Annotated in this window: 18 protein-coding genes; 10 read left to right on the forward strand and 8 right to left on the reverse strand. The window is 59.7% G+C overall.

From position 1 onward, the window contains the following. The first annotated feature begins 37 nt into the window (after window positions 1-37). Together ACR0CU_RS04320 and aroB are read left to right on the forward strand one after the other, a co-directional pair. Window positions 38-625: a shikimate kinase gene (locus ACR0CU_RS04320; RefSeq protein ID WP_170445557.1), complete on the forward strand. Its 588-nt coding sequence runs from the start codon at window positions 38-40 to the stop codon at window positions 623-625. Continuing rightward, a complete protein-coding gene (gene aroB, locus ACR0CU_RS04325; protein ID WP_170445559.1) occupies window positions 626-1738 on the forward strand; it encodes a 3-dehydroquinate synthase in 1113 nt (370 codons plus the stop codon). Between the two features lie 9 nt (window positions 1739-1747). On the opposite strand, the gene ACR0CU_RS04330 is transcribed toward aroB, so the two are convergent. After that, window positions 1748-2818, reverse strand: coding sequence for a site-2 protease family protein (locus ACR0CU_RS04330; RefSeq protein ID WP_170371191.1), 1071 nt, complete (start codon window positions 2816-2818; stop codon window positions 1748-1750). 18 nt (window positions 2819-2836) lie between these two features. After that, complete coding sequence (ssb, locus tag ACR0CU_RS04335; protein ID WP_170338954.1) at window positions 2837-3334, reverse strand: single-stranded DNA-binding protein; 498 nt, start codon at window positions 3332-3334, stop codon at window positions 2837-2839. A gap of 204 nt (window positions 3335-3538) precedes the next feature. Between ssb and ACR0CU_RS04340 the strand changes: the two genes are divergently transcribed. Then, entirely contained in the window at window positions 3539-4117 is a 579-nt protein-coding gene (locus ACR0CU_RS04340; protein ID WP_480642529.1) for a lytic transglycosylase domain-containing protein, read from the forward strand. Between the two features lie 51 nt (window positions 4118-4168). On the opposite strand, the gene ACR0CU_RS04345 is transcribed toward ACR0CU_RS04340, so the two are convergent. The 5 genes from ACR0CU_RS04345 to miaA all read right to left on the reverse strand — a co-directional run bounded on the left by ACR0CU_RS04345 (window position 4169) and on the right by miaA (window position 11919). Further along, window positions 4169-6256 carry a dipeptide ABC transporter ATP-binding protein gene (locus ACR0CU_RS04345; protein ID WP_170445562.1) on the reverse strand — a complete coding sequence of 696 codons (2088 nt, stop codon included), beginning with the start codon at window positions 6254-6256 and terminating at the stop codon, window positions 4169-4171. Between the two features lie 94 nt (window positions 6257-6350). Beyond that, window positions 6351-7814 (reverse strand): ABC transporter permease, encoded by a 1464-nt coding sequence (locus ACR0CU_RS04350; RefSeq protein WP_170366979.1) that lies wholly within the window; start codon window positions 7812-7814, stop codon window positions 6351-6353. 13 nt (window positions 7815-7827) lie between these two features. Next, window positions 7828-8874 (reverse strand): ABC transporter permease, encoded by a 1047-nt coding sequence (locus tag ACR0CU_RS04355; protein ID WP_170445567.1) that lies wholly within the window; start codon window positions 8872-8874, stop codon window positions 7828-7830. A 137-nt stretch (window positions 8875-9011) separates the two neighbouring features. Beyond that, complete coding sequence (locus tag ACR0CU_RS04360) at window positions 9012-10682, reverse strand: ABC transporter substrate-binding protein (RefSeq protein ID WP_170338949.1); 1671 nt, start codon at window positions 10680-10682, stop codon at window positions 9012-9014. A 340-nt stretch (window positions 10683-11022) separates the two neighbouring features. Further along, on the reverse strand, window positions 11023-11919 hold the full coding sequence (miaA, locus tag ACR0CU_RS04365) for a tRNA (adenosine(37)-N6)-dimethylallyltransferase MiaA (RefSeq protein WP_254437526.1): 897 nt from the start codon (window positions 11917-11919) through the stop codon (window positions 11023-11025). Window positions 11920-12017: 98 nt separating this feature from the next. Here miaA and pyrH point away from each other — a divergent pair, with 98 nt between their 5' ends. Continuing rightward, a complete protein-coding gene (pyrH, locus tag ACR0CU_RS04370) occupies window positions 12018-12770 on the forward strand; it encodes a UMP kinase (RefSeq protein WP_170339512.1) in 753 nt (250 codons plus the stop codon). Window positions 12771-12976: 206 nt separating this feature from the next. After that, complete coding sequence (locus ACR0CU_RS04375; protein WP_170445575.1) at window positions 12977-14563, forward strand: BCCT family transporter; 1587 nt, start codon at window positions 12977-12979, stop codon at window positions 14561-14563. Between the two features lie 49 nt (window positions 14564-14612). Here the strand turns inward: ACR0CU_RS04375 and ACR0CU_RS04380 are convergent, their stop codons facing one another. Beyond that, window positions 14613-14996, reverse strand: coding sequence for a VOC family protein (locus ACR0CU_RS04380; protein WP_170339508.1), 384 nt, complete (start codon window positions 14994-14996; stop codon window positions 14613-14615). A gap of 257 nt (window positions 14997-15253) precedes the next feature. On the opposite strand from ACR0CU_RS04380, the gene ACR0CU_RS04385 reads away from it, so the two are divergent. From ACR0CU_RS04385 to ACR0CU_RS04405, 5 genes are all read left to right on the forward strand, one after another. Beyond that, window positions 15254-16480: an aminotransferase class V-fold PLP-dependent enzyme gene (locus tag ACR0CU_RS04385; RefSeq protein WP_170445579.1), complete on the forward strand. Its 1227-nt coding sequence runs from the start codon at window positions 15254-15256 to the stop codon at window positions 16478-16480. A gap of 45 nt (window positions 16481-16525) precedes the next feature. Beyond that, window positions 16526-17950: a cryptochrome/photolyase family protein gene (locus ACR0CU_RS04390; RefSeq protein WP_170445583.1), complete on the forward strand. Its 1425-nt coding sequence runs from the start codon at window positions 16526-16528 to the stop codon at window positions 17948-17950. A 69-nt stretch (window positions 17951-18019) separates the two neighbouring features. Next, on the forward strand, window positions 18020-19228 hold the full coding sequence (locus ACR0CU_RS04395; protein ID WP_170357606.1) for an SAM-dependent methyltransferase: 1209 nt from the start codon (window positions 18020-18022) through the stop codon (window positions 19226-19228). Between the two features lie 17 nt (window positions 19229-19245). Then, window positions 19246-19686, forward strand: coding sequence for a TrgA family protein (locus ACR0CU_RS04400; RefSeq protein WP_093961876.1), 441 nt, complete (start codon window positions 19246-19248; stop codon window positions 19684-19686). Window positions 19687-19707: 21 nt separating this feature from the next. Then, window positions 19708-20823 carry an NUDIX domain-containing protein gene (locus tag ACR0CU_RS04405; RefSeq protein ID WP_170445586.1) on the forward strand — a complete coding sequence of 372 codons (1116 nt, stop codon included), beginning with the start codon at window positions 19708-19710 and terminating at the stop codon, window positions 20821-20823. Window positions 20824-20862: the final 39 nt, after the last annotated feature.

A 20862-nucleotide genomic window follows, 5' to 3' on the forward strand; every position in this document is an offset into this window, starting at 1 on the left:
CTGGCATTTTTCCCAAGATCACGTCATTCACAGGGAAATGAGCGAAATTAAGCATAACGTGGCGCCGGCCGGACAACGGCAGGTCTTTGACCTGCACAAAACGGTGGTTTTGGTCGGCATGATGGGCGCTGGCAAGACGGCCGTGGGGCGCGCTCTGGCCGCGCGCCTTGGTGTTCCATTCCTCGACAGTGACAGCGAGATCGAATCGGCTGCCAACATGACCATCCCCGAGATCTTTGAACGGGACGGCGAGCCGTTCTTTCGCACCAAAGAAAGCCAGGTCATCGGCCGTCTGCTGGACGAGGAAAAGGGTATCCTGTCGACCGGCGGTGGCGCTTTTCTGAGCAAAGAAAACCGGACGATGATCTCGGACCGTGGGGTTTCCGTATGGCTGTGCGCGGATCTGGATGTGTTGTGGAACCGGGTGCGCCACAAAGACACGCGACCCTTGCTGCGTACGCCTGATCCGTATGCAACGCTGCGTGACCTGTACGAGGCCCGCGTGCCGTTGTACGCACAGGCTGATCTGGTGGTGAATTCGGACGGCGACACCGCGATCGAGGATATGGTTGACCGGGTTCTGGAAAAGCTGATGACGCGCCCGGATGTATTGGAAGTCAAATAGATGCATCAGACAGTTAATGTTGATCTGGCCGAGCGGTCCTATGACGTGGAAATCGGGCCGGACCTGTTGGCTCAGGCCGGTGCGCGGATCAAACCCATGCTGCACCGTCCGCGCGTCGCGGTTCTGACCGATGAAACCGTGGCCGGTTTGCATCTGGATGCTTTGCGCAGCGGCCTGGCGTCCGCCGGGGTGGAAATGACCGCATTGGCTCTGCCCGCAGGTGAGGCGACCAAAAGCTGGCCGCATTTCGAGCGCGCCGTCGAATGGCTGCTGGCCGAAAAGATCGAACGGCGCGATATCGTCGTAGCCTTCGGCGGTGGAGTGATCGGAGATCTGGGGGGCTTTGCCGCCGCAGTGCTGCGTCGCGGTGTGCGCTTTGTGCAGATCCCAACCTCGCTTCTGGCGCAGGTCGACAGTTCCGTGGGGGGAAAAACCGGTATCAATGCTCCGCAAGGCAAAAACCTGATCGGTGCGTTTCATCAACCTTCGTTGGTTCTGGCTGATACCTCAGTGCTTGGCACCCTGACGGCGCGTGATTTTCTGGCCGGATATGGTGAAGTCGTAAAATATGGCCTTCTGGGGGATGCCAATTTCTTCGAATGGTTGGAGCGCAACGGCCCCGCGCTGTCGGCCGGGGACATGGCGACCCGGGTTCAGGCGGTCACCCGTTCGGTTCAGATGAAGGCCGACATCGTGGCCCGCGACGAGACTGAACAAGGCGACCGGGCGCTGTTGAACCTCGGGCATACGTTCTGCCACGCGCTTGAGGCGGCGACGGGCTATTCCGACCGGCTGCTGCATGGCGAGGGTGTTGCCATTGGCTGTGCCCTGGCGTTCGAGCTGTCGGCCCGCATGGGGCTGTGTTCCCAGGAAGACCCGAGCCGCGTCCGCGCTCACCTGAAGGCGATGGGCATGAAGACCGATCTGTCTGATATTCCGGGTGATCTGCCGAGCGCCGAAGATCTGGTCGAGCTTATGGCTCAGGACAAGAAGGTCGTTGACGGCCAGCTGCGTTTCATCCTGGCGCGTGGGATCGGGCAGGCCTTCGTCACGTCGGACGTGCCACGCGATGCCGTTCTGTCCGTTCTGCAGGATGCATTGGCAACGTGCTGATAAGCGGAGTCAGCGGCCCCGTATCACCATCAATTCGCCAATGTTTTCGCGGGTGATGTATCCGACCATCTGACCGGTCTTGGTGCAGACCGCCACGGCCGGTGCGCCACCATGGAGACCATCCAGAACGGCTTCGAGCCCACTGGTCAGGGCCACCCGGGGGATTTGCTCTTCCATGACCGAGGTCGCGGGTTCCGACCGGGGGTGATCGCCGGCTAGCGCGGCAAACAGCCGATTGCGGGTCACAAAGCCCAACAGCTGCCCGTCTGCGCCCAAAACCGGGAACTCGTGCTGAGTTGTCTGGATCACGGCCTGGGCCGCCGTTGCCAACGTGTCTTGGGGGGTCAGCGCGTGGAATTCAGTAATCATCGCGTCGCGAGCCAGCACGCGGCGCGCCACAGAGCGCATTGCTACATCCTGACTTTCTGCATTTGCTGCGATGAAGACGAAAACCGCGATCAGAACCAGGATCGGGTTACCGGTGCTGAGCCCCAGAAACCCGAACCCGACGGCCACGGCCTGGCCAGCAAAGGCAGCGGCCCGTGTGGCCCTGACCCTGTCCATCTTCAGGCAGAGCAGGGCGCGGAACACGCGGCCGCCGTCCATCGGAAACGCGGGGATCAGGTTGAACACCGCGAGGAACAGATTGACGTAGGCCAGCCGGCTCAGCAGGTCGACGCGGGTCGAGTCGATTTGCGCCAGCGTTTCAACCTGCATTCCCGCGCCCAGAAGGACCAGGATGCCCCAGATGACGACGTTGACCGCTGGACCAGCCAATGCGACGGCAACTTCTTGCATCGGCTTTTCCGGCATCCTCTCGAGGCGGGCCAAGCCGCCGATGGGCAGCAGAGTGATGTCAGGAGTGCGAATGCCATACCTGCGGGCCATCAGCGCATGACCGAACTCATGGGCAACCACGCAGGCAAACAACGCCAGAACAAAAACGATGTTGTCGATGGCTGCTGGCCACCCACCGTCAGAGTAGGCGGCAAAGCCGACCCAGGCCAGCAGCAGGAAGAAGGTGACATGGACCCTCAGTTCCGATCCGAGCAATCGGCCGACGGCGAAGGACCATGTCATGACGTGCCTCGCTGGAGATTAGAACGGGATTTCGTCGTCGTCGATGCCGCCTGATGCCGGTGCCGGTGCGCTGGACTGTGCGGCGTAGGGCTCGGAGTATCCGCCGCTGTCCTGGCCTCCTCCGTAACCGCTGCTTTGGCCGCCACCGTATCCGCCGCCCTCATTGCGACTGTCCAACAGGGTCAGTTCACCGCGGTAAGGGCGCAGAACGACTTCGGTGGAATAGCGATCCTGTCCGGACTGATCCTGCCACTTGCGCGTTTCCAGTTGGCCTTCGATGTAGACCTTTGACCCTTTGCGCAAATACTGCTCGGCGATGCGGACGAGCGGTTCGGAAAAAATAGCGACTGTGTGCCACTCGGTCCGTTCGCGGCGTTCACCGGTATTGCGGTCTTTCCAGTTCTCCGAGGTCGCGATCCGTAGGTTGCAGACCTTGCCACCGTTCTGAAACGACCGCACTTCGGGATCGCGCCCGAGATTGCCGACCAGAATGACTTTGTTGACTGAACCTGCCATGGATTTCCCCGTTTTTTGACTAGCTTGATGGCGCCCGAATCTGACGCTGAGTTCACCTGAAACCCTATACGTCCTGCGCCCGGGTTGGAACACGGTTGATGCCCGGAATGCCACCCGGAGAATCAGTGTTTCCTTAACCAAGCTTTCATTTCTGCCTGAAATACCTATAATCCGAATGATTGCTGAACGAGCGGGATTGCTTGAATGCGTTGTCTGTTAAGTGGTTTTTCAATTGCATGCCTCGTTCTGGCGTCGACGCCGCTGAGCGCAGATGTGCTGTCGACCAAGAATCGCAAAGATATCTTTTTGAAGCAGGCCAAGATATTGGACACGCGGGCCGCCAGCCAGTATCGCGACTCTGAACGGCTGAAACCGAAGACGCCGGACGGCAGTTTCAAAAAGCGCTATTCCGGCAAGTACCGTGGTGAATACCTTGCCATGGCGCGCCAGGCAGCGCGCAAGCACAACGTCCCGGAAGAACTGTTCCTGCGTCTGGTTCAACAGGAAAGCGGTTGGAACCCTCACGCCAAGTCGCACAAGGGCGCTTTGGGCCTCGCGCAGCTGATGCCCCAAACCGCCAGGCTGCTGAACGTGAACCCGCATGACCCGCAGCAAAACCTTGAAGGCGGTGCGCGGTATCTTTCGTGGCAATACCGCAAATTCAAGTCCTGGCGCCTCGCGCTGGCAGCTTACAACGCCGGCCCGCAAGCGGTGGAAAAGCATGGGGGCGTGCCGCCCTATGCCGAGACGCAGAATTACGTCAAAGTCATCTGGGGCGGCTGATACAATAGCTGCTCAAAAAAACGGGCCCAAGGCCGGTTTTTCTTTGGGCGATTACTCAGCCGCTATTTTGATAACCGGCTCCATCTTGGCCAGTGTTTCGGTGGACAGATGACACTTGATTTGGTGTCCGTCAGCCAGCGCCTGGACCGGCGGAACCTCTTTTTCGCACAATCCGCCCGCAACCTCGGACTTCCACCGGCACCGGGTTTGGAACGGACATCCGGGCGGCGGGTTCATCGCCGAAGGAATGTCGCCTTCAAGGACGATGTGTTTCTTTTCGACCGAGGTATCGGCGATTGGAACCGCGCTCAGCAGCGCCTCGGTATAGGGGTGATAGGGCGGCGAGAATACTTGATCGGTCGTGCCCAGTTCGACCACGTGGCCCAGATACATCACCATGACGCGGTCGCTGAGGTAGCGCACGATCGACAGGTCGTGGCTGATGAACAGCAGTGTCGTCTTGTGTTCGCGCTGGATCTCCATCAACAGATCGGTCACAGCTGCCTGCACCGACACATCCAATGCCGAGACCGGCTCGTCCGCGACGACGATCCGGGCGTCCCCGGCAAAGGCACGGGCTATCCCGACGCGCTGTTTCTGGCCGCCTGACAGTTGGCGCGGCATACGGTCGGCAAACGCGCGCGGAAGCTTCACCAAGTCCAGCAACTCGAGCATCCGTTGCTTGCGTTCGGCTTCCGAGTTTCCGACGCCGAAGATTTCCAGCGCGCGGATGATCTGACGTCCGACCGTCATCGAGGGGTTCAGCGTATCGAACGGATTTTGAAAGACCATCTGAACTTCGCCGACGGTCTTGGCATCCCGTTCTTCTATCGGCAGATGCTCGATATTGCGGTTGTCCAGTAGGATCTGCCCGTCGGTCGCCGTCTCCAATCCCATGAGGACCTTGGCAAACGTGGATTTGCCGCAGCCGGACTCGCCAACGATCGCCAGCGTTTCCGATTCATGTGCGTCGAAGCTGAGGGTTTCGTTGGCCTTGACCACTTTCTTTTCGCCCCCACCGAACAGAGCGTTTGCGGCCACCTCGTAGTATTTCTTGAGGTTGTCCATCTTCAAAACGGTCTTGCCGATCGGCGCTTTTTCTTTTTGCTCTGCAACCGTTATGGGCGCGTTCCAGTCGATTTCCTGAAACTTCAAGCAGCGCGTATGGTGGCGGTCATTGCCGGGGACCGGGAACATCTGAATGTCCTGCGCGTCACAGCGCCCTTCCTCGAAATAGTCGCATCGTGGGCCGAAATTGCAGCCGGGTGGGCGTTCGTGCGGCAACGGGAAGTTGCCCGGGATTGCCACCAGCGGGCGTGAATTCTTGTCCGCGCCGGGCAGGGGGATCGAGCGGAACAGCGCCTGGGTGTAGGGATGCTGCATCTCGTCAAAGACATCGTGGATCGAGCCACGTTCGACCGCCTCGCCGGAATACATCACGCACAACCGGTCACATGTTTCTAGCACCAAGCCAAGATTGTGCGAAATGAACAGCATCGAGGTGCCGTATTTCTTGCCCAGATCCTTGACCAGTTCCACCACGGCGGCCTCGACCGTCACGTCCAGCGCGGTTGTCGGTTCGTCCAGGATCAGAAGCGACGGCTTGGACATCAGCGCCATCGCGATCACGATGCGCTGCTGCTGGCCACCGGACAGCTGATGCGGAAAGCTGTTCAGCATCCGCTCGGGGTCCGGCAGGCGCACATCCGTCACCACTTCCAGAGCACGGGCATAGGCCTCTTCTTTGCTGACCCCTTCGTGGATCATCGGCACTTCCATCAGCTGTTTGCCGATCTTCATCGCCGGGTTCAAAGAAGCCATCGGCTCTTGATAGATCATCGCGATCTCATTGCCGCGAATATCCCGAAGTTCTTCCTTGCTCATCTCGCTAAGGTCACGGCCCTTGAATTTGATCGAGCCGCCAACGATCCGACCATTCTTGCCAAGGTCCTGCATGACACCCAAGGCGACCGTCGACTTGCCGCAGCCGGATTCACCGACCAGCCCGACAGCCTCGCCGGGCTGCACACTGACCGAAAAATCCATCACGGCCGGTATTTCCCGCAAGCGGGTAAAGAACGAAATCGAGAGCTTGTCGATTTCGAGGATCGGCCCGTCATAATCCGCCAGTTTGTTCATCTTGCTTGCTCCTCGCCAGCACTCGGGGAACCCCCTTCATCTGGCTAAAAATATCCTGGTGGGGGCCGGGGGCAGTCCCCCGGCCGCTTTCACATCAGTCCTTCAGGCTTTCTTCTCGCAGGCCATCCGCCAGCAGGTTCAATCCCAGAACCAGTGACAACAGCGCCAGTGCCGGCGGCAGTGCAGGGTGCAGGTAGATCGACAGCAGCTTGCGTCCTTCGTTGATCGTGGACCCCCAATCCGGGCTTTCCGGCGGCAGGCCCAGTCCAAAGAACCCCAAGGTCCCCAAGAGGATGGTCGTGTAGCCGATGCGCAGGCAGAAATCGACGATCAGCGGCCCGCGGGCGTTGGGCAGGATTTCCCAAAGCATGATGTACCAGGGGCCTTCGCCGCGCGTCTGCGCCGCGGCCACGTAATCGCGTGTCTTGATGTCCATGGCCAAGCCGCGCACGATGCGGAACACCGTGGGCGAGTTGACGAAGACAACCGAAACGAACACGACCAGGATGCCGCCCGGAATGTCGAACAGATCCAGATAGGTCGGCAGACCCCAGATGCTGTAGTCGTCCGTGCGGATGACGTATCCCCCGGTCGAGATCAGCGACAGGTACAGCCAGATCGCGATACCCAAGACGCCGATCAGCAGCGGCGTACGGAATTTCGGCCGGGTGTAGTAGCGCGAATTCAGTAGGACACCGATGAAGAGGATCGGGAACACGAACAGGACTGCGGCCATATAGTTCGGCACGCCGGTCGCGACGATTTCCGGTGTGACCAGCAGGTAGAACAGCAGGATGACCGGGAACGCCAGGATCAGATTGGCGAGGAACGACAGAAACGTATCCAGCCGTCCGCCATAGTACCCGGCGGGCAAGCCCAGCGTGATACCGACCATAAAGGCAAACATTGTGGCCAACGGAGCAATCTGTACGACGATCCACGCACCCTTGACCATGCGGCTGAATACGTCGCGGGCAAGGTTGTCGCCGCCCAGCAGATACCAGGCGAACTCACCGTCCTCGGCATTGGGCAGGGGGGTGCCGGGCACCTTGTTCTTCATGCCGGAAACTTGGACCAACGGATCGTGTGTCACGATCAGGTCCAAAGCCCCGAAGATGCCGGTGAAAACCCAGAACATGACCAGTCCAAAACCGATCATGCCGATCGGGCTGTCGAACAGCTTGCCGTACAGGCCAAGGCGCCGTTTGAAGGCAACCGACATCGCGAACAGAATGATCAGCGACAGCCAGACCGGCAGAAATTGCTGTGAGATCGCGCCGATAATCCCGGCCCCTGTGCCCAGGAATATTCCCAGAAGCAGGTAGGCGACCACCGTCGCGATACTGGCCAGGAAAGAATACCACAGCGCGGATTGCGTCAGGTTCCTGAGGCCACCGCCCGAACTGACGGTGCCATCCGCATTCACGCTGACTTGCGTCTCGGGCAGCAGAATGCTCGCCAGGATCCAGACAACGACGGATACGACCAGCGCAGCAAGGGCGATCATCATGATCGGGTTCAGAAAGGCGATAGAGCCAGTCCAGCTCAGAGGTTCCATGGTCTATCCTCCCTTATGAAATGCGGATGCGCGGGTTGAGGTAGACATAGCCGATATCCGAGATCAGCTGCGTCACGAGCACCACGAAGACCGACACGACCGAGATCGCCAGCAGAAGCTGGATGTCGTTGTTCCCCGCGGCCTGCACCAGCGCCCAGCCAAAACCTTTGTAGTTGAACAGGGTCTCGACGATCACGACGCCGTTCAGCAACCAAGGGAACTGCAGCATGATGACGGTGAAGGGCGCGATCAGCGCGTTGCGCAGGGCGTGCTTCAGAACGATATTCCCGAAGGACACACCTTTCAGGCGCGCGGTCCGAATGTATTGCGCGGTCATCACCTCGGTCATCGAGGCTCGGGTCATCCGCGCAATGTAGCCCATGCCGTAAAGGGCAATTGTCAGGACCGGCAGGAAGAAATTCTCGAAAGTCGGGTTTTCCATGGCCTGTGTGGCCGTGCCCTTGAACCATTTCAGACCCACGGTTGACGAGGTGAAGATAGCGATGAAGATCACGCCCGACACGTATTCCGGCGTGGCCGTCGTGATGATCGAAAACGTGGACAGGGACCGGTCCAGCGCAGACCCCTCGCGCATGCCGGCCAGCACACCAACCAATAGGGCGGTCGGGATCATCAGCACCAGCACCCAGAACATCAGGTAGCCGGTGTTGCCCAGACGCTTGCTGACGATCGTTCCGACCTCGTCCTTGAAGACGGTGGAATAGCCCCAGTCGCCCTGAAGAATGCCGCAATAGCGCGGTGTCGTTTCCGGAGTAGAGCCGGGACGAGTGCAACTCCCCACGAACTGACCATCCGGTAGCGTGTTGCTGAAACCGGGCACCACCCCCAGCCATTGGCCGTATTTGACCAGCGTGGGCTGCATGTATCCGCGGTTCTCAAGCCAGGTGACGACCTGTTCATCGGACATACGCTGGTTGCCCTGCGTCTTGGCCAGTTTTTCCAGGTTTGGATAGAGGTTGGTCAGGAAGAAGACCACGAAGGTCAGGCAGAGTGCCGTCAACAGCATCACGCCCAATCGTCGAAGGATGAAGAGTCCCATGTTGGCCCCTGTTGTTCGGGTTCTCCGCAGATCAGTGGACCATTTTCTGGCCTCGGACGTCCGACCCCGCGTCGGTGTGTCTGCGGCTGGAAAGGGGCGCCCGCATTCGGGCGCCCCTTGAAAGGTTCAGGTCGGGATCAGGCCGCCCAACCCCATTTATAGTGATGGTGTTCGAACGACACGTGCATGTCGGTTCCGACCAGACCGTCCTTCATGTGACGGTACAGCGACCGCCAATAGGGCTGGATGGTGACACCTTCTTCCTGGATCATTGCTTCGCCCTTGGCCACGATTTCGCGGCGCTTGTCGGCATCGGCAATGGCCAGAGCTTCGGTCAGCAGGGCGTCAAACTCGGCATTGGACCAGCCGAACTCGTTCCAGGCCTCGCCGGTGCGGTATGCCAGTGCCCAGATCTGAACGCCCAGCGGACGGTGGTTCCAGTTGGTCGAGCTGTAGGGGTATTTCGCCCAGTCGTTCCAGAACGTGTTGCCCGGCAGAACCGTCCGCTTGACCTTGATGCCCGCGTCGCGCAGCTGGGCTGCCACGGCATCGGTGGTGTTGCGGCGCCAGTCATCGTCGATCGAGATCAGCTCGTGTTCGAAATCGGCCATACCGGCCTCTTCCATCAGCTTGCGCGCGCCTTCCGGGTCAACTTTCTGCGGCGGCAGTTCGTAGTAATCCGGGTGGATCGGACCAACGTGGTGGTTTTCTGCAGGCGAGCCGCGACCACCGTAGCCAAGCTCGAGGCAGACCGAGTTGTCCACGGCCATCTGCAGCGCCTGACGCACACGTTTGTCGGCATAGACCTTCTTGCCGTCCACTTCCGCAAGCTGGTTCGGGCGGACCACGATGGTGTTCATCGTGACAACCTCGGACTTCACGTAGCCCAGGCTGTCCATCACGTCGATGAATTCACCAACCGATTCATACAGCATGTCGACTTCGTCCGATTCCAGAGCCGCCAGCCATGCCGACGGATCGGTGCCGTAGTCGATGTACTCAATGCGATCCAGGGCCGGACGACCGAATACGGCTTCGCCCCACCAGGTGTGGTTTTCGTTGCGCACAAGCGCGGCTTTCACACCCACTTCCAGCTCTTCGATCAGGTAGGGGCCGGTGCCCACGTTGTTTGTCAGGTCCGTTTCGCTGAACGAGCTGTGGATGATCGCGGCCGGATAGTCTGCCATGCCCGGGATCAACGAGATGTCCGAGTTCGGCAGGTTCAGCTTGACGGTGTGCGAGTCCACAACCTCGATCGCGCCTTCGATTGCCTGGCCGGTATCTGCGTCGACCAGCGTGGCAAAACGGCCTGCCATCGAGTTCGTTTCCGAGCTCTTGTCGCACCAGCGCGCGATGTTGCGTGCCACGTCTTCGGCGGTGAAATCGTCACCGTTGTTCCACTTGACGCCCTGACGCACCTTCAGCGTGTAGACGGTCGCATCGTCGTTGACTTCCCAGCCCTCCAGCAGCATGCCGCGGAATGTGCCGTCCGAGTTGTACTCGACCAGGTATTCCAGCGTGCCACGGGTGACGTTGGCGATCTGCGACCAGTCATAGGTGCGCGGATCCTTCAGCGCGCGAACTTCCTGCTGAACGCGCAGGGTGCCACCTTCTTTCTTGGCGTCTTCGCCCGCGGCCTTGGCGGGTGCGGTCAGGCCGACCATGCCGTATGCGGCCGCGGCAGTGACACCAAGGCTGGTCGTGCGCGTCAGAAACTCGCGGCGGCTCAGCTTGCCGTCCCGATATTCCTGGGCGTGCATTTCGGCAGCCCAGTGCATCGGTGCTCCGGTCAATGTCTTGGTTTTCATGGATGTCTCCCTGTGAGATTATTATGGGTATTTGTTGGTCCCCGTCGAAGCCAGACAGCGCCGAGCAAGGTCATTTTGGATGTGGTTTTTCGAATTCTGTGCATCCCCATGGGTTCATTCGGCACCAGATTCCAATTTAGGTCAATGTTCGAAATCGTCATCAAGTGCACAAAAACGACATTTGCAGAGAAACCTTAGCCGTGGTCGCCGGAGCTGGTATCGGCAAGTCTGATTCTGGAACTTGTGATTCCCTTTTCCGGCGGGTTTCGGTCGAAAACCCCTTATGTGGCTGAAAATAAAAGATTTCGGACGAGGTTTTGGTGCGATGTCAGTGATCCACTCAGCCTTGGCTCGGATCGACGTTATGCCATTGCTTCATCCGGGCACGGCACCACGTGCGCTGGCGTTTGGCGTACTGGCGTGTCGCAATCGTTGCTCTTTCGCGGGCCTCCGCCAAGGTCATTCGCCCCTCGATATGGGCCATCAACTCAGGTACTCCGATGGCCTTGCACGAGGGCAGGTTCGGGTCGTACCTGTTGCGCATCGCCGCAACTTCGTCCAGGGCACCTGCCTGCAACATCTGGTCAAAGCGCGAATTGATGCGCGTGATCAGCCAGTCTCGCTCGGGCGTCACGACGATCGGAAACGCTTGATTCAGGGGCAGCAGCGGTGGCGGCGTGTCGTCCTGCCAATCCGCCAGAGTCCGGCCCGTGGCTTGCTCGACCTCCCAGGCTCGTTGCACACGGGCGCGGTTGCGCGTGTCGATCCGGTCTCGTGTCCTTGGATCAATCCCGACCAGAAGCTCGGGCAGGGGGATCGCGTCCGCAGTCTTGCGCAACTCGGGCGGCGTTGCCGGGATGTTTGCCATACCTTCCGTCAGCGTCGAAAAGTAGAGACCTGTTCCGCCCACGATGATCGGACGCTGCGGCCCTGACAAATAAGTCCGCACCTCGCGCAGCCAGTGGCCGGCCGAATAGTCTTGATCAAAAGCGACATGGCCATAGAGAGCGTGTGGAGCCCGAGCTTCTTCGTCGATCGAGGGTCGGGCGGAAATGATGCGCCAGCAGTCATAAACCTGGCTGGCATCCGCATTGACGATGATCCCGCCCGCGTGTTCGGCAATCTCCAGTGCAAGGGCTGATTTGCCCGATGCGGTCGGCCCCATGATAAGGACCGGCAGATCGTCGGGAATGGGCGGCAGACTGTTCAGCAAATTGCACGCTGTGTTTTCAGCCATGAGTGTTTGCCCTGTTCCTTGACCATCCGCATTGAACCCGCGGTGGTTTTGCTTCATTTTGCGCCGGAAAACAAACCCGTGCCAGCCCGGAGCGCAACATGAGCCTTTCTTCCACCAACACAACTGCCGAAACCCCAAAAACGACATACAAACGCGTCATGTTGAAAATCTCGGGCGAGGCGCTGATGGGGGATCAGGGATTCGGGCTGCATCCGCCGACTGTCCAGCGCATCGCGCAGGAGGTGAAGTCGGTGCACGATCTCGGGGTCGAGATCTGCATGGTCATCGGCGGAGGGAATATCTTTCGCGGCCTGTCCGGTTCGGCCCAAGGGATGGAACGGACCACGGCCGACTACATGGGCATGTTGGCGACCGTGATGAACGCGCTGGCCATGCAATCCGCGCTTGAGGGCCTGGGTGTCTTCACCCGGGTGATCTCGGCCATCCGCATGGACGAGGTGTGCGAGCCCTATATTCGCCGCCGCGCTGTGCGCCACTTGGAAAAGAAACGGGTTTGCATCTTTGCGGCTGGAACCGGCAACCCGTACTTCACCACAGATACCGCAGCGACGTTGCGTGCCAACGAAATGACCTGCGAGGCCATCTTCATGGGCAAGAACGGGGTCGATGGCGTCTACGACAAGGACCCCAAGGTACATTCGGACGCTGTCCGCTATGACTCGGTGACCTATGACGACGTTCTCGCCAAGCGTTTGAAGGTCATGGATGCTTCGGCCATCGCTCTGGCGCGCGACAACAATCTGCCGCTGATCGTATTCGGACTGGACGAGCCTGGCGGGTTCCGCGGAATCCTGGCAGGCGAGGGGACCTATACCAAGGTTCAAGGCTAGCCAAAGACCCGACCCAACAGACCACATCAGTTTGCCTGACGCCCGACTCGGTTCGGACGTTAGGTAACCCAACGCCTTCCGGTCTGCTGAAAATGCTCGGTGTGACCGGTTTGCGTGTCGCTTTTGCCCGCCGGAAAGTCTCTGGCGGCAGACCGAAAAAGCGATCTTTCCCCGATCAAAAGCGCATTAAAATGAGAGGAGAGAGAATGTCCGACAATTCAGATGCCGACTACGAGGTCGGCCAGGACAATATCCAGATCATGGGGCTGGATATTCATAATCCGGTTTTTGCCGTGTCTGGCCTGACCATCATCGCCTTCGTCTTCTTTTCGCTGGTTTTCCGCGAGCAGGCTGCCGATTTCTTCGGCTGGTTGCGCCCCGCGCTGACCAACCAGTTCGACTGGGTATTCATGCTTTCGGCCAACATCTTCGTTGTATTTTCGTTGCTGCTGATCGTGACGCCGCTGGGCAAGATCCGGTTGGGCGGCGACGATGCGAAACCGGATTACAGCTATGCGGGTTGGTTCTCGATGCTGTTCGCCGCTGGCATGGGGATCGGGCTTGTTTTCTGGGGCGTGGCCGAGCCGATTTCGCACTATGGCGCATCACTTGGTGGTGTCGCCGTGGGAGAGGACGGTCTGCGCACCGACTGGGCACCGTTGGGCGCCGGGCTGGAGGATCCCGACGCATCGCGGAAGCTGGCGATGGCAGCCACGATCTTTCATTGGGGCATGCACCCCTGGGCGATCTATGCGGTCGTTGCGCTGGCCTTGGCATTCTTCAGCTTCAATCGCGGGCTGCCCCTGACGATGCGTTCGGTCTTTTATCCGCTGTTCGGCGAGGCCACTTGGGGTCCGCTGGGGCATGTCATCGATGTGCTTGCGGTCTTTGCGACCATCTTCGGTCTGGCGACCTCGCTCGGCCTAGGGGCGACACAGGCGCTGGCCGGTTTGAATTATCTGTTTGATGTTCCGGTGACGGACGGGATGAAAGTGCTGCTGATCGGCTTGATCACGGTCTTCGCCCTGATTTCGGTGATCGCCGGACTGGACAAAGGTGTCAAACGCCTGTCCGAGGCCAACATGGTACTGGCGGCGCTTCTTTTGTTGCTGGTCCTGATCGTGGGGCCGACCATGGCGATCCTGACCGGGTTCTTCGACAGCATGATCGAATATGTCGTTGCGCTGCCGGGCCTGTCCAATTGGGTTGGGCGCGAAGACACGAACTTCATGCAGGGCTGGACCACCTTCTACTGGGCTTGGTGGATCTCCTGGTCACCGTTCGTCGGCATGTTCATCGCACGTATCTCGCGCGGCCGAACGATCCGCGAGTTCGTGACCTGTGTCATCCTTATCCCGACGCTTGTCGGCGCCCTGTGGATGAGCGTTTTCGGCGGAGCTGCTCTGGATCAGGTCATGTCCGGCAATGGGCAGGCTCTGTCCGATGCGGCGCTGGAACTGAAGATGTTCAAGATGTTCGAGGCCTTCCCGATGGCTGGACTGCTGTCGTTCGTCGGTATCGTTCTGGTGGTTGTGTTCTTCGTCACAAGCTCGGATTCGGGGTCGCTGGTGATCGACACCATCACGGCTGGCGGCAAGACCAACGCTCCGACGGCTCAGCGCGTATTTTGGTGCGTGCTGGAAGGGGCCATCGCGGTCGTACTGCTGCTGGGCGGTGGGCTCGGCGCATTGCAGGCCGCGGCCATTGCCACCGGCTTTCCTTTTGCGATCGTGTTGGTTTTGATGTGCGTGTCCATCTTCATCGGTCTGGTGAACGAACGCCGACGCAACTGAACGTACCGCCACTGACAGAGGGCCCCGGTTACATCACCGGGGCCTTTTTTCATCTCTGACTGCCTTCGAAGAAGCCGACGGAATTGCCGTCGGGATCGACCGCATAGAAGAACCGACCGGCCGGGATCTGGATCGGATCCGAGACAACCTGACCCCCGGCAACCTTGACCCTGGCCATGATCTCTTCAGCCGTGCCCTCTGCGGCCAGATGAAGGGTTGGGCCGGTACCATCTTTTGCTGGCTTACCCGGATACAGATGCAAGGCCACGCCCGTTGCCGGGTCAGCGGGGCGGAACATGGCCATGGGGTTCGGGCCGGATGTGTCGACCGCAAGTTCTGCCCCCGTGGCGTGGGCATAGAATTCTACCGCCTTGTCCAAGTCGAAAACGGGCAGTTCGCCCCACACCAGAAAATCCTTCGGAAGATAACTCATCTGTAACCTCTCTTGTCTTGAGTGCCGTGAGTTTGGCATGCGCTGATGACAGAAGCTGGCATCAGACGCCCGGCTTGACCGCGCGGGGTTGGCCGGGCTAACTGACGGCGTTTGGTCCCGTCATTCTCGTGCGGGCTGCCGAACTGCCGCGGCGATACCCGTGGCTGGCTGGAAGACCTGCCATGTATCGGAGTTGTCCGGTGTCATGCGCGGGCGGAACTTCGGAACATTGGGCATGACAACAGAAGGATTGTGCGATGGGCACTCTGGATATTGACTTCGTTCGGGCGCAGTTTCCGGCTTTTTCCGAACCCAGCCTGAAAGGGCAGGCATTTTTTGAGAACGCGGGCGGCTCCTATACCTGCAAACCCGTTCTGGATCGGCTGACCCGCTTCTATACCCAGCGCAAGGTACAGCCATATGCGCCCTACGAGGCCAGCCGTCTGGCGGGCGAAGAGATGGATGAGGCACGTGTCCGGATGGCGGCTCTGCTGGGCGTGGACACCGACGAACTCAGCTTTGGCCCTTCGACCACGCAGAACACCTACGTACTGGCGCAGGCCTTTCGGCAGTGGATGAAACCGGGTGAAGCGATCGTGGTAACCAACCAGGACCATGAAGCCAACTCGGGGCCCTGGCGGCGCCTTGCCGAGGACGGCATCGAGGTTCGCGAATGGGAAATCGACCCGGAAACCGGTTCGTTGAATCCGTCCGATCTGGAAAATCTGCTGGACGACAAGGTGCGGCTGGTTTGCTTTCCCCACTGTTCCAACGTGATCGCCGAGATCAACCCGGTCACCGAAATCACGGCGATCGCGCATGCGGCCGGGGCATTTGTCTGCGTGGATGGTGTGTCCTACGCACCGCACGGCTTCCCGAACGTGGGGGACCTTGGGCCGGATATCTACCTGTTCTCGTCCTACAAGACCTACGGACCGCATCAGGGCTGCATGGTGATCCGGCGCACGCTGGGCGAGCTGCTGCCCAATCAGGGGCATTTCTTCAACGGAGACGTGCTGTACAAGCGGTTCACACCGGCCGGACCGGACCACGCTCAGATTGCCGCCAGCGCCGGCATGGCCGACTATGTCGAACAACTCTGCGACCACCACGGCGGCCCATCCTCGGGGGCTTCTGCGCGTGGTGCTTTTGTCCACGACCTGATGCGTGCGCACGAAGTTGAGCTTCTGCAGCCGCTTCTGGACGCGCTCAAGGATCGCAACGCGATGCGCCTGATCGGCCCGTTCGATGCCGAACGCCGGGCTCCGACCGTGGCCTTGGCCGTCAATCGCAACGCCGAAAGCGTCGCGGCTGATCTGTCCAAACACGGCATCATGGCCGGCGGTGGTGATTTCTACGCGGTTCGCCCGCTGACCGCCATGGGTGTCGATCTGGGGCAAGGTGTTCTACGGGTCAGTTTCACCCACTACACCTCGCGAAACGAGATCGACCAATTGCTCGAAGCATTTGACCGGGTTTTGTGATCCGGTAACAGTTCCGCCCCGTAGACATATGAAAACGGGGCGGAAATGGACAAAGAGCAGTCACCAATCATTTTGTGGTTCCGGCGTGATCTACGCCTGACTGACCACCCGGCTTTGGCTGCGGCAGCGCAGACAGGTCGACCTGTGATCCCTGTTTTTCTGCGAGATCAGCTGGTCGATGACTTGGGCGCGGCTCCGAAATGGCGGCTGGGCCTCGGCCTTGCCGCATTGTCTGACAGCCTCGAGCGCAAGGGCAGCAAGCTGATCCTGCGAAGCGGCCCGGCGCTGGCCGCGCTTGAAGACCTGATACGGGAAACAGGGGCAACTGATGTCTATTGGTCGCGGGCCTATGATCCCGAATCCATCGGGCGTGACACTAAGATAAAGGCTGCATTGTCCGCGCAGGGCGTAACCGCCAAGTCCTTTGCAGGGCATTTATTGTTCGAGCCCTGGACGGTTGCCACACAGGCGGGTCAGCCGTTTCGTGTTTTTACGCCCATGTGGCGGGCTGTGCGCGGGAGACAGGTCGACGCTCCCAAGCCGGCACCGTCGCGGATCGCGGCACCCCGATCATGGCCGCAGTCGGACGGGCTTGAGGCCTGGAACCTTGGCGCGGATATGCGTCGTGGCGCAACGGTCGTTCGGGCTCATGTCGAACCGGGCGAGGCCGCCGCATTTGCGCAGCTGGACGAATTCACCGAACGGCTCGACGCGTATCCCGCAAAACGCGACGATCTGGGCGATGACAGCACATCGGGACTATCCGAGTACCTTTCGTTGGGCGAGATCAGCCCGGCAACCATCTGGCATCGGGTCCAGAGCGCAGGGTTTTCCGGTTCATCCGGGGCCGAGGGCTTCTTGCGCCAACTTGTCTGGCGCGAGTTTGCATATCACCTGATGTACCACACACCGCATCTACTGAGCGCGAACTGGAAGCCGGAATGGGATGCGTTTCCGTGGAACACCGACGCCGACACCCCCGAAGTTCGAGCCTGGACAATGGCGCGAACGGGGATACCGGTGATAGATGCGGGCCTGCGGCAGATGTATGTCACCGGGCGGATGCACAACCGCGTCCGAATGATCGTCGCCAGCTACCTGACCAAGCACCTGATGACGCACTGGAAGATCGGCATGGATTGGTTTGCGGACTGTCTGGTCGATTGGGATCCGGCAGCGAATGCCATGGGGTGGCAGTGGGTTGCCGGGTCTGGGCCGGATGCCTCGCCGTTCTTTCGTATCTTCAACCCGCAGACCCAAGCCGAGAAGTTTGACCCCACGGGCGCCTATGTCCACCGGTGGCTGGCCGAAGGACAAAAGAACCCACCCGAGACGGCGCTTGCCTATTTCGATGCGGTGCCGGTGTCATGGGGACTGTCTCCGACGGATGCCTATCCTGATCCGGTCGTTGATCTGAAGGTTGGGCGACAGCGGGCGCTTGCCGCCTACGAAGGCCGAAAACACCAGTAAGGAATTGAAAACTTGCCAGAAACGGAATCCCGTCCTAGCCTGCTCCGACCACCGCACAGGGGAGAGCGGATGATCCTGACGACGACAGAGGGGCAGAAAAGCCTGCCCAGATATTTTTCGCAGGTCTTCAAGATGCTGCAGCGAATGGAGTCCGGACGGCTGGACATCGCGCTGCCGGACGGGCGCATTTTTCGCAACGAAGGCGCCAAGCCCGGACCTGTCGCCCGCGTTGATATTCACGACCCGGATGTATTCGCGCGGCTGATCCGTGAAGGCGAGCTCGGATTTTCCGACGCCTACCTTGAGGGTGGGTGGAGCACACCTGACCTGCGCGCCTTCATGGATCTTGTCCATCTGGGCACCGAGACGGTGTATGATGATTTCACTGGCAAGTTTTTGGTTCAGGCCTATGAGCGCCTGCGGTTCTGGCTGCACCGGAACAACCGAAAACAGGCCAAAAAGAACATTTCGTACCACTACGATCTGGGCAATGATTTCTACAGCCTGTGGCTGGACGAGACGATGACCTACTCCAGCGCGCTGTTCGAAACCGGTCAGGAAAGTCTGGAAAAGGCTCAGACGGCCAAATATGCCAGCCTGGTCGACGAGATGGGAGCAAAGCCGGGCGACCACATCCTTGAAATTGGCTGCGGTTGGGGTGGCTTTGCCGAATACGCCGCCAAGGAAAGAGACCTGAGGGTCACAGGCCTGACCATCAGTCAAGAACAGTTGAAGTATGCGACGCAACGCATAGAAAAAGCTGGTCTTTCCGACAAGGTGACCTTCAAGCTGCAGGACTATCGCGACGAGCGTGGGCAGTATGACGGCATTGCGTCGATCGAGATGTTCGAGGCCGTTGGGCAAAAGTACTGGCCGGTCTATTTTCAAACGGTCCGCGACCGGCTGAAGCCCGGCGCACGGGCCACGCTTCAGATCATAACAGTGGCCGACCGCCGCTGGGACGTCTACAAGAACGGTGTTGACTTTATCCAGAAATACATCTTTCCGGGCGGCATGTTGCCGGCCCCGACGGTGCTGAGGCAGGAAATCCAGCAGGCCGGTCTGGATGTGGTCAAGTCGAAGGAGTTCGGCCCAAGCTATGACCTGACCCTGCGGCGCTGGTACGACACGTTCAACGACAAATGGGACCAGGTTGCTGCGATGGGCTTTGATGAGCGTTTTCGCCGCATGTGGAATTATTATTTGACCGCCTGCGGCGCAGCCTTTGACACGGGCAATTGCGATGTGACACAGATCACCGTAGCAAAACCCAACTAACACACGGAAATACCGGAATGCCGACAGCCTCACGTCTTGTTGCCGCGCTCAGTCTCATGGTGGTGGCTTTCCTTGTGTCCGGCATGATCATCGACAACGGCGAAGAGGGAAAGGACTACGGCTACTTTACCTATGTGAACCTGGTCCTTGGTTTTTTGTGTGGTTGGGTCATCATGGGCAAACGGGCTGGCCGCGGCTGGACTGCAGCCGTGAACAATGGCCTGACCGGAGTGGTTTCTCTGGTGTTTTGGGGCCTGTTCGTTCAGGGCACGTACGAGATGTTCCGGCTTGCGATGCGTCACCGCTATGACGGTCCATTCGAAGCATTGCTGGCCATCTTCCAGATCGGTGTGGATTTCGGCAAGCAACTGATCTCGCCCGAGATCATCGCGACCTTGGCGATTGGTGCGCTGCTGTCCGGCCTGTTTACCGAAGGCGCCTCGCGGCGCTGGAACTGACGCCCTAGTCACGAGCCTACGATGACCCATCTGTTTTTCTACGGCACATTGCGGTATTTGCCGCTGCTTGAACTTGTTTTGGGTCGCTCGGGACAGGATCTTGCGGCCGAGCCGGCGATGCTGCCGGACCATGCGGTTCACGCGGTGCAGGACCAAGCCTTTCCGATGATCCTTGAGGCGCCCGGCGCAGCGGCACGGGGTATCTTGGTGCAGAACCTAACTGCGCAAGACATCAAACGGTTGGCCTTCTACGAAGGTGGGTTCGACTATGACCTGCACGTCAAAGAGGTCGTCCTTGAAGGCGGATTGACCGTTTCCGCCCAAGTCTTCTTTCCCGCCCCCGGGTTATGGACGCCGGCCGATCCCTGGTCGTTGGAAAAGTGGGTGTCCGAGTGGGGTGCGATGACCCTTTTGGCTGCGGATGAGGTCATGGGATATCTCGGCAAGGTTGATGCCTCTCGGATCGCGCGCAGCTTTCCTGCCATTCGTACCCGCGCGTGGGCCAAGCTTGCGGCGCAGCAACGAAAAACCGGGGATGGACGCAGCGCCGGCGATGATGTGATCGTTCACCGCCACACGCGCGCATACATCGACTATTTCGGGATGGAAGAAATCGAACTGCAGCACCGCCGATACGATGGGTCGATGGGGCCGGTTCTGAATCGGAATGGTTTGTTGCAGGGTGCTGCGGTCGTGGTGCTGCCGTATGATCCTCTGCGCGATACGGTCCTTTTGGTTGAGCAGTTCCGAACCCCGGTATTTTTGATCGATGACCCCGAGCCGTGGATGTGGGAGCCGGTTGCCGGCATGATCGACCCCGGAGAAACCCCTGATCAGGCGGCCCACAGGGAAGCCATGGAGGAGGCACAGGTGTCGTTCTCGCGGCTCGAATATGCAGGTGGCGCTTATTCTTCGAGCGGATCTTCCACCGAATACATCCACCTCTATGTTGGGATTGGAGACCTCACCGCCTCGATCAACAATGGTGGCTTGGCGACCGAGGGGGAGGACATTCGCAGCAGGATTCTGCCATATGCCGAATTCATGGATATGGTTGACCGGCATGTCTTCAAGGACCTTCCTCTATTGTCCCTGGCGCATTGGTTGGCACGCAACCGCGATCGGTTGCGGGGATGACTATCCCGCCTTGTGGTCGGCGCAGGGCACCTGTACATC

Source organism: Ruegeria sp. BC2 (assembly GCF_056539245.1).

What these genes read in the sequence shown, in the direction of transcription:
- ACR0CU_RS04355 (WP_170445567.1), bottom strand. Translation starts at nt 8,874, where the DNA reads ATGGGACTCTTCATCCTTCGACGATTGGGCGTGATGCTGTTGACGGCA.
- pyrH (WP_170339512.1), top strand. Translation starts at nt 12,018, where the DNA reads ATGAGCCTTTCTTCCACCAACACAACTGCCGAAACCCCAAAAACGACA.
- ACR0CU_RS04385 (WP_170445579.1), top strand. Translation starts at nt 15,254, where the DNA reads ATGGGCACTCTGGATATTGACTTCGTTCGGGCGCAGTTTCCGGCTTTT.
- ACR0CU_RS04390 (WP_170445583.1), top strand. Translation starts at nt 16,526, where the DNA reads ATGGACAAAGAGCAGTCACCAATCATTTTGTGGTTCCGGCGTGATCTA.
- aroB (WP_170445559.1), top strand. Translation starts at nt 626, where the DNA reads ATGCATCAGACAGTTAATGTTGATCTGGCCGAGCGGTCCTATGACGTG.
- ACR0CU_RS04340 (WP_480642529.1), top strand. Translation starts at nt 3,539, where the DNA reads ATGCGTTGTCTGTTAAGTGGTTTTTCAATTGCATGCCTCGTTCTGGCG.
- ACR0CU_RS04405 (WP_170445586.1), top strand. Translation starts at nt 19,708, where the DNA reads ATGACCCATCTGTTTTTCTACGGCACATTGCGGTATTTGCCGCTGCTT.
- ACR0CU_RS04320 (WP_170445557.1), top strand. Translation starts at nt 38, where the DNA reads ATGAGCGAAATTAAGCATAACGTGGCGCCGGCCGGACAACGGCAGGTC.
- ACR0CU_RS04360 (WP_170338949.1), bottom strand. Translation starts at nt 10,682, where the DNA reads ATGAAAACCAAGACATTGACCGGAGCACCGATGCACTGGGCTGCCGAA.
- ACR0CU_RS04345 (WP_170445562.1), bottom strand. Translation starts at nt 6,256, where the DNA reads ATGAACAAACTGGCGGATTATGACGGGCCGATCCTCGAAATCGACAAG.
- miaA (WP_254437526.1), bottom strand. Translation starts at nt 11,919, where the DNA reads ATGGCTGAAAACACAGCGTGCAATTTGCTGAACAGTCTGCCGCCCATT.
- ACR0CU_RS04375 (WP_170445575.1), top strand. Translation starts at nt 12,977, where the DNA reads ATGTCCGACAATTCAGATGCCGACTACGAGGTCGGCCAGGACAATATC.
- ACR0CU_RS04330 (WP_170371191.1), bottom strand. Translation starts at nt 2,818, where the DNA reads ATGACATGGTCCTTCGCCGTCGGCCGATTGCTCGGATCGGAACTGAGG.
- ACR0CU_RS04380 (WP_170339508.1), bottom strand. Translation starts at nt 14,996, where the DNA reads ATGAGTTATCTTCCGAAGGATTTTCTGGTGTGGGGCGAACTGCCCGTT.
- ACR0CU_RS04400 (WP_093961876.1), top strand. Translation starts at nt 19,246, where the DNA reads ATGCCGACAGCCTCACGTCTTGTTGCCGCGCTCAGTCTCATGGTGGTG.
- ACR0CU_RS04395 (WP_170357606.1), top strand. Translation starts at nt 18,020, where the DNA reads ATGATCCTGACGACGACAGAGGGGCAGAAAAGCCTGCCCAGATATTTT.
- ssb (WP_170338954.1), bottom strand. Translation starts at nt 3,334, where the DNA reads ATGGCAGGTTCAGTCAACAAAGTCATTCTGGTCGGCAATCTCGGGCGC.
- ACR0CU_RS04350 (WP_170366979.1), bottom strand. Translation starts at nt 7,814, where the DNA reads ATGGAACCTCTGAGCTGGACTGGCTCTATCGCCTTTCTGAACCCGATC.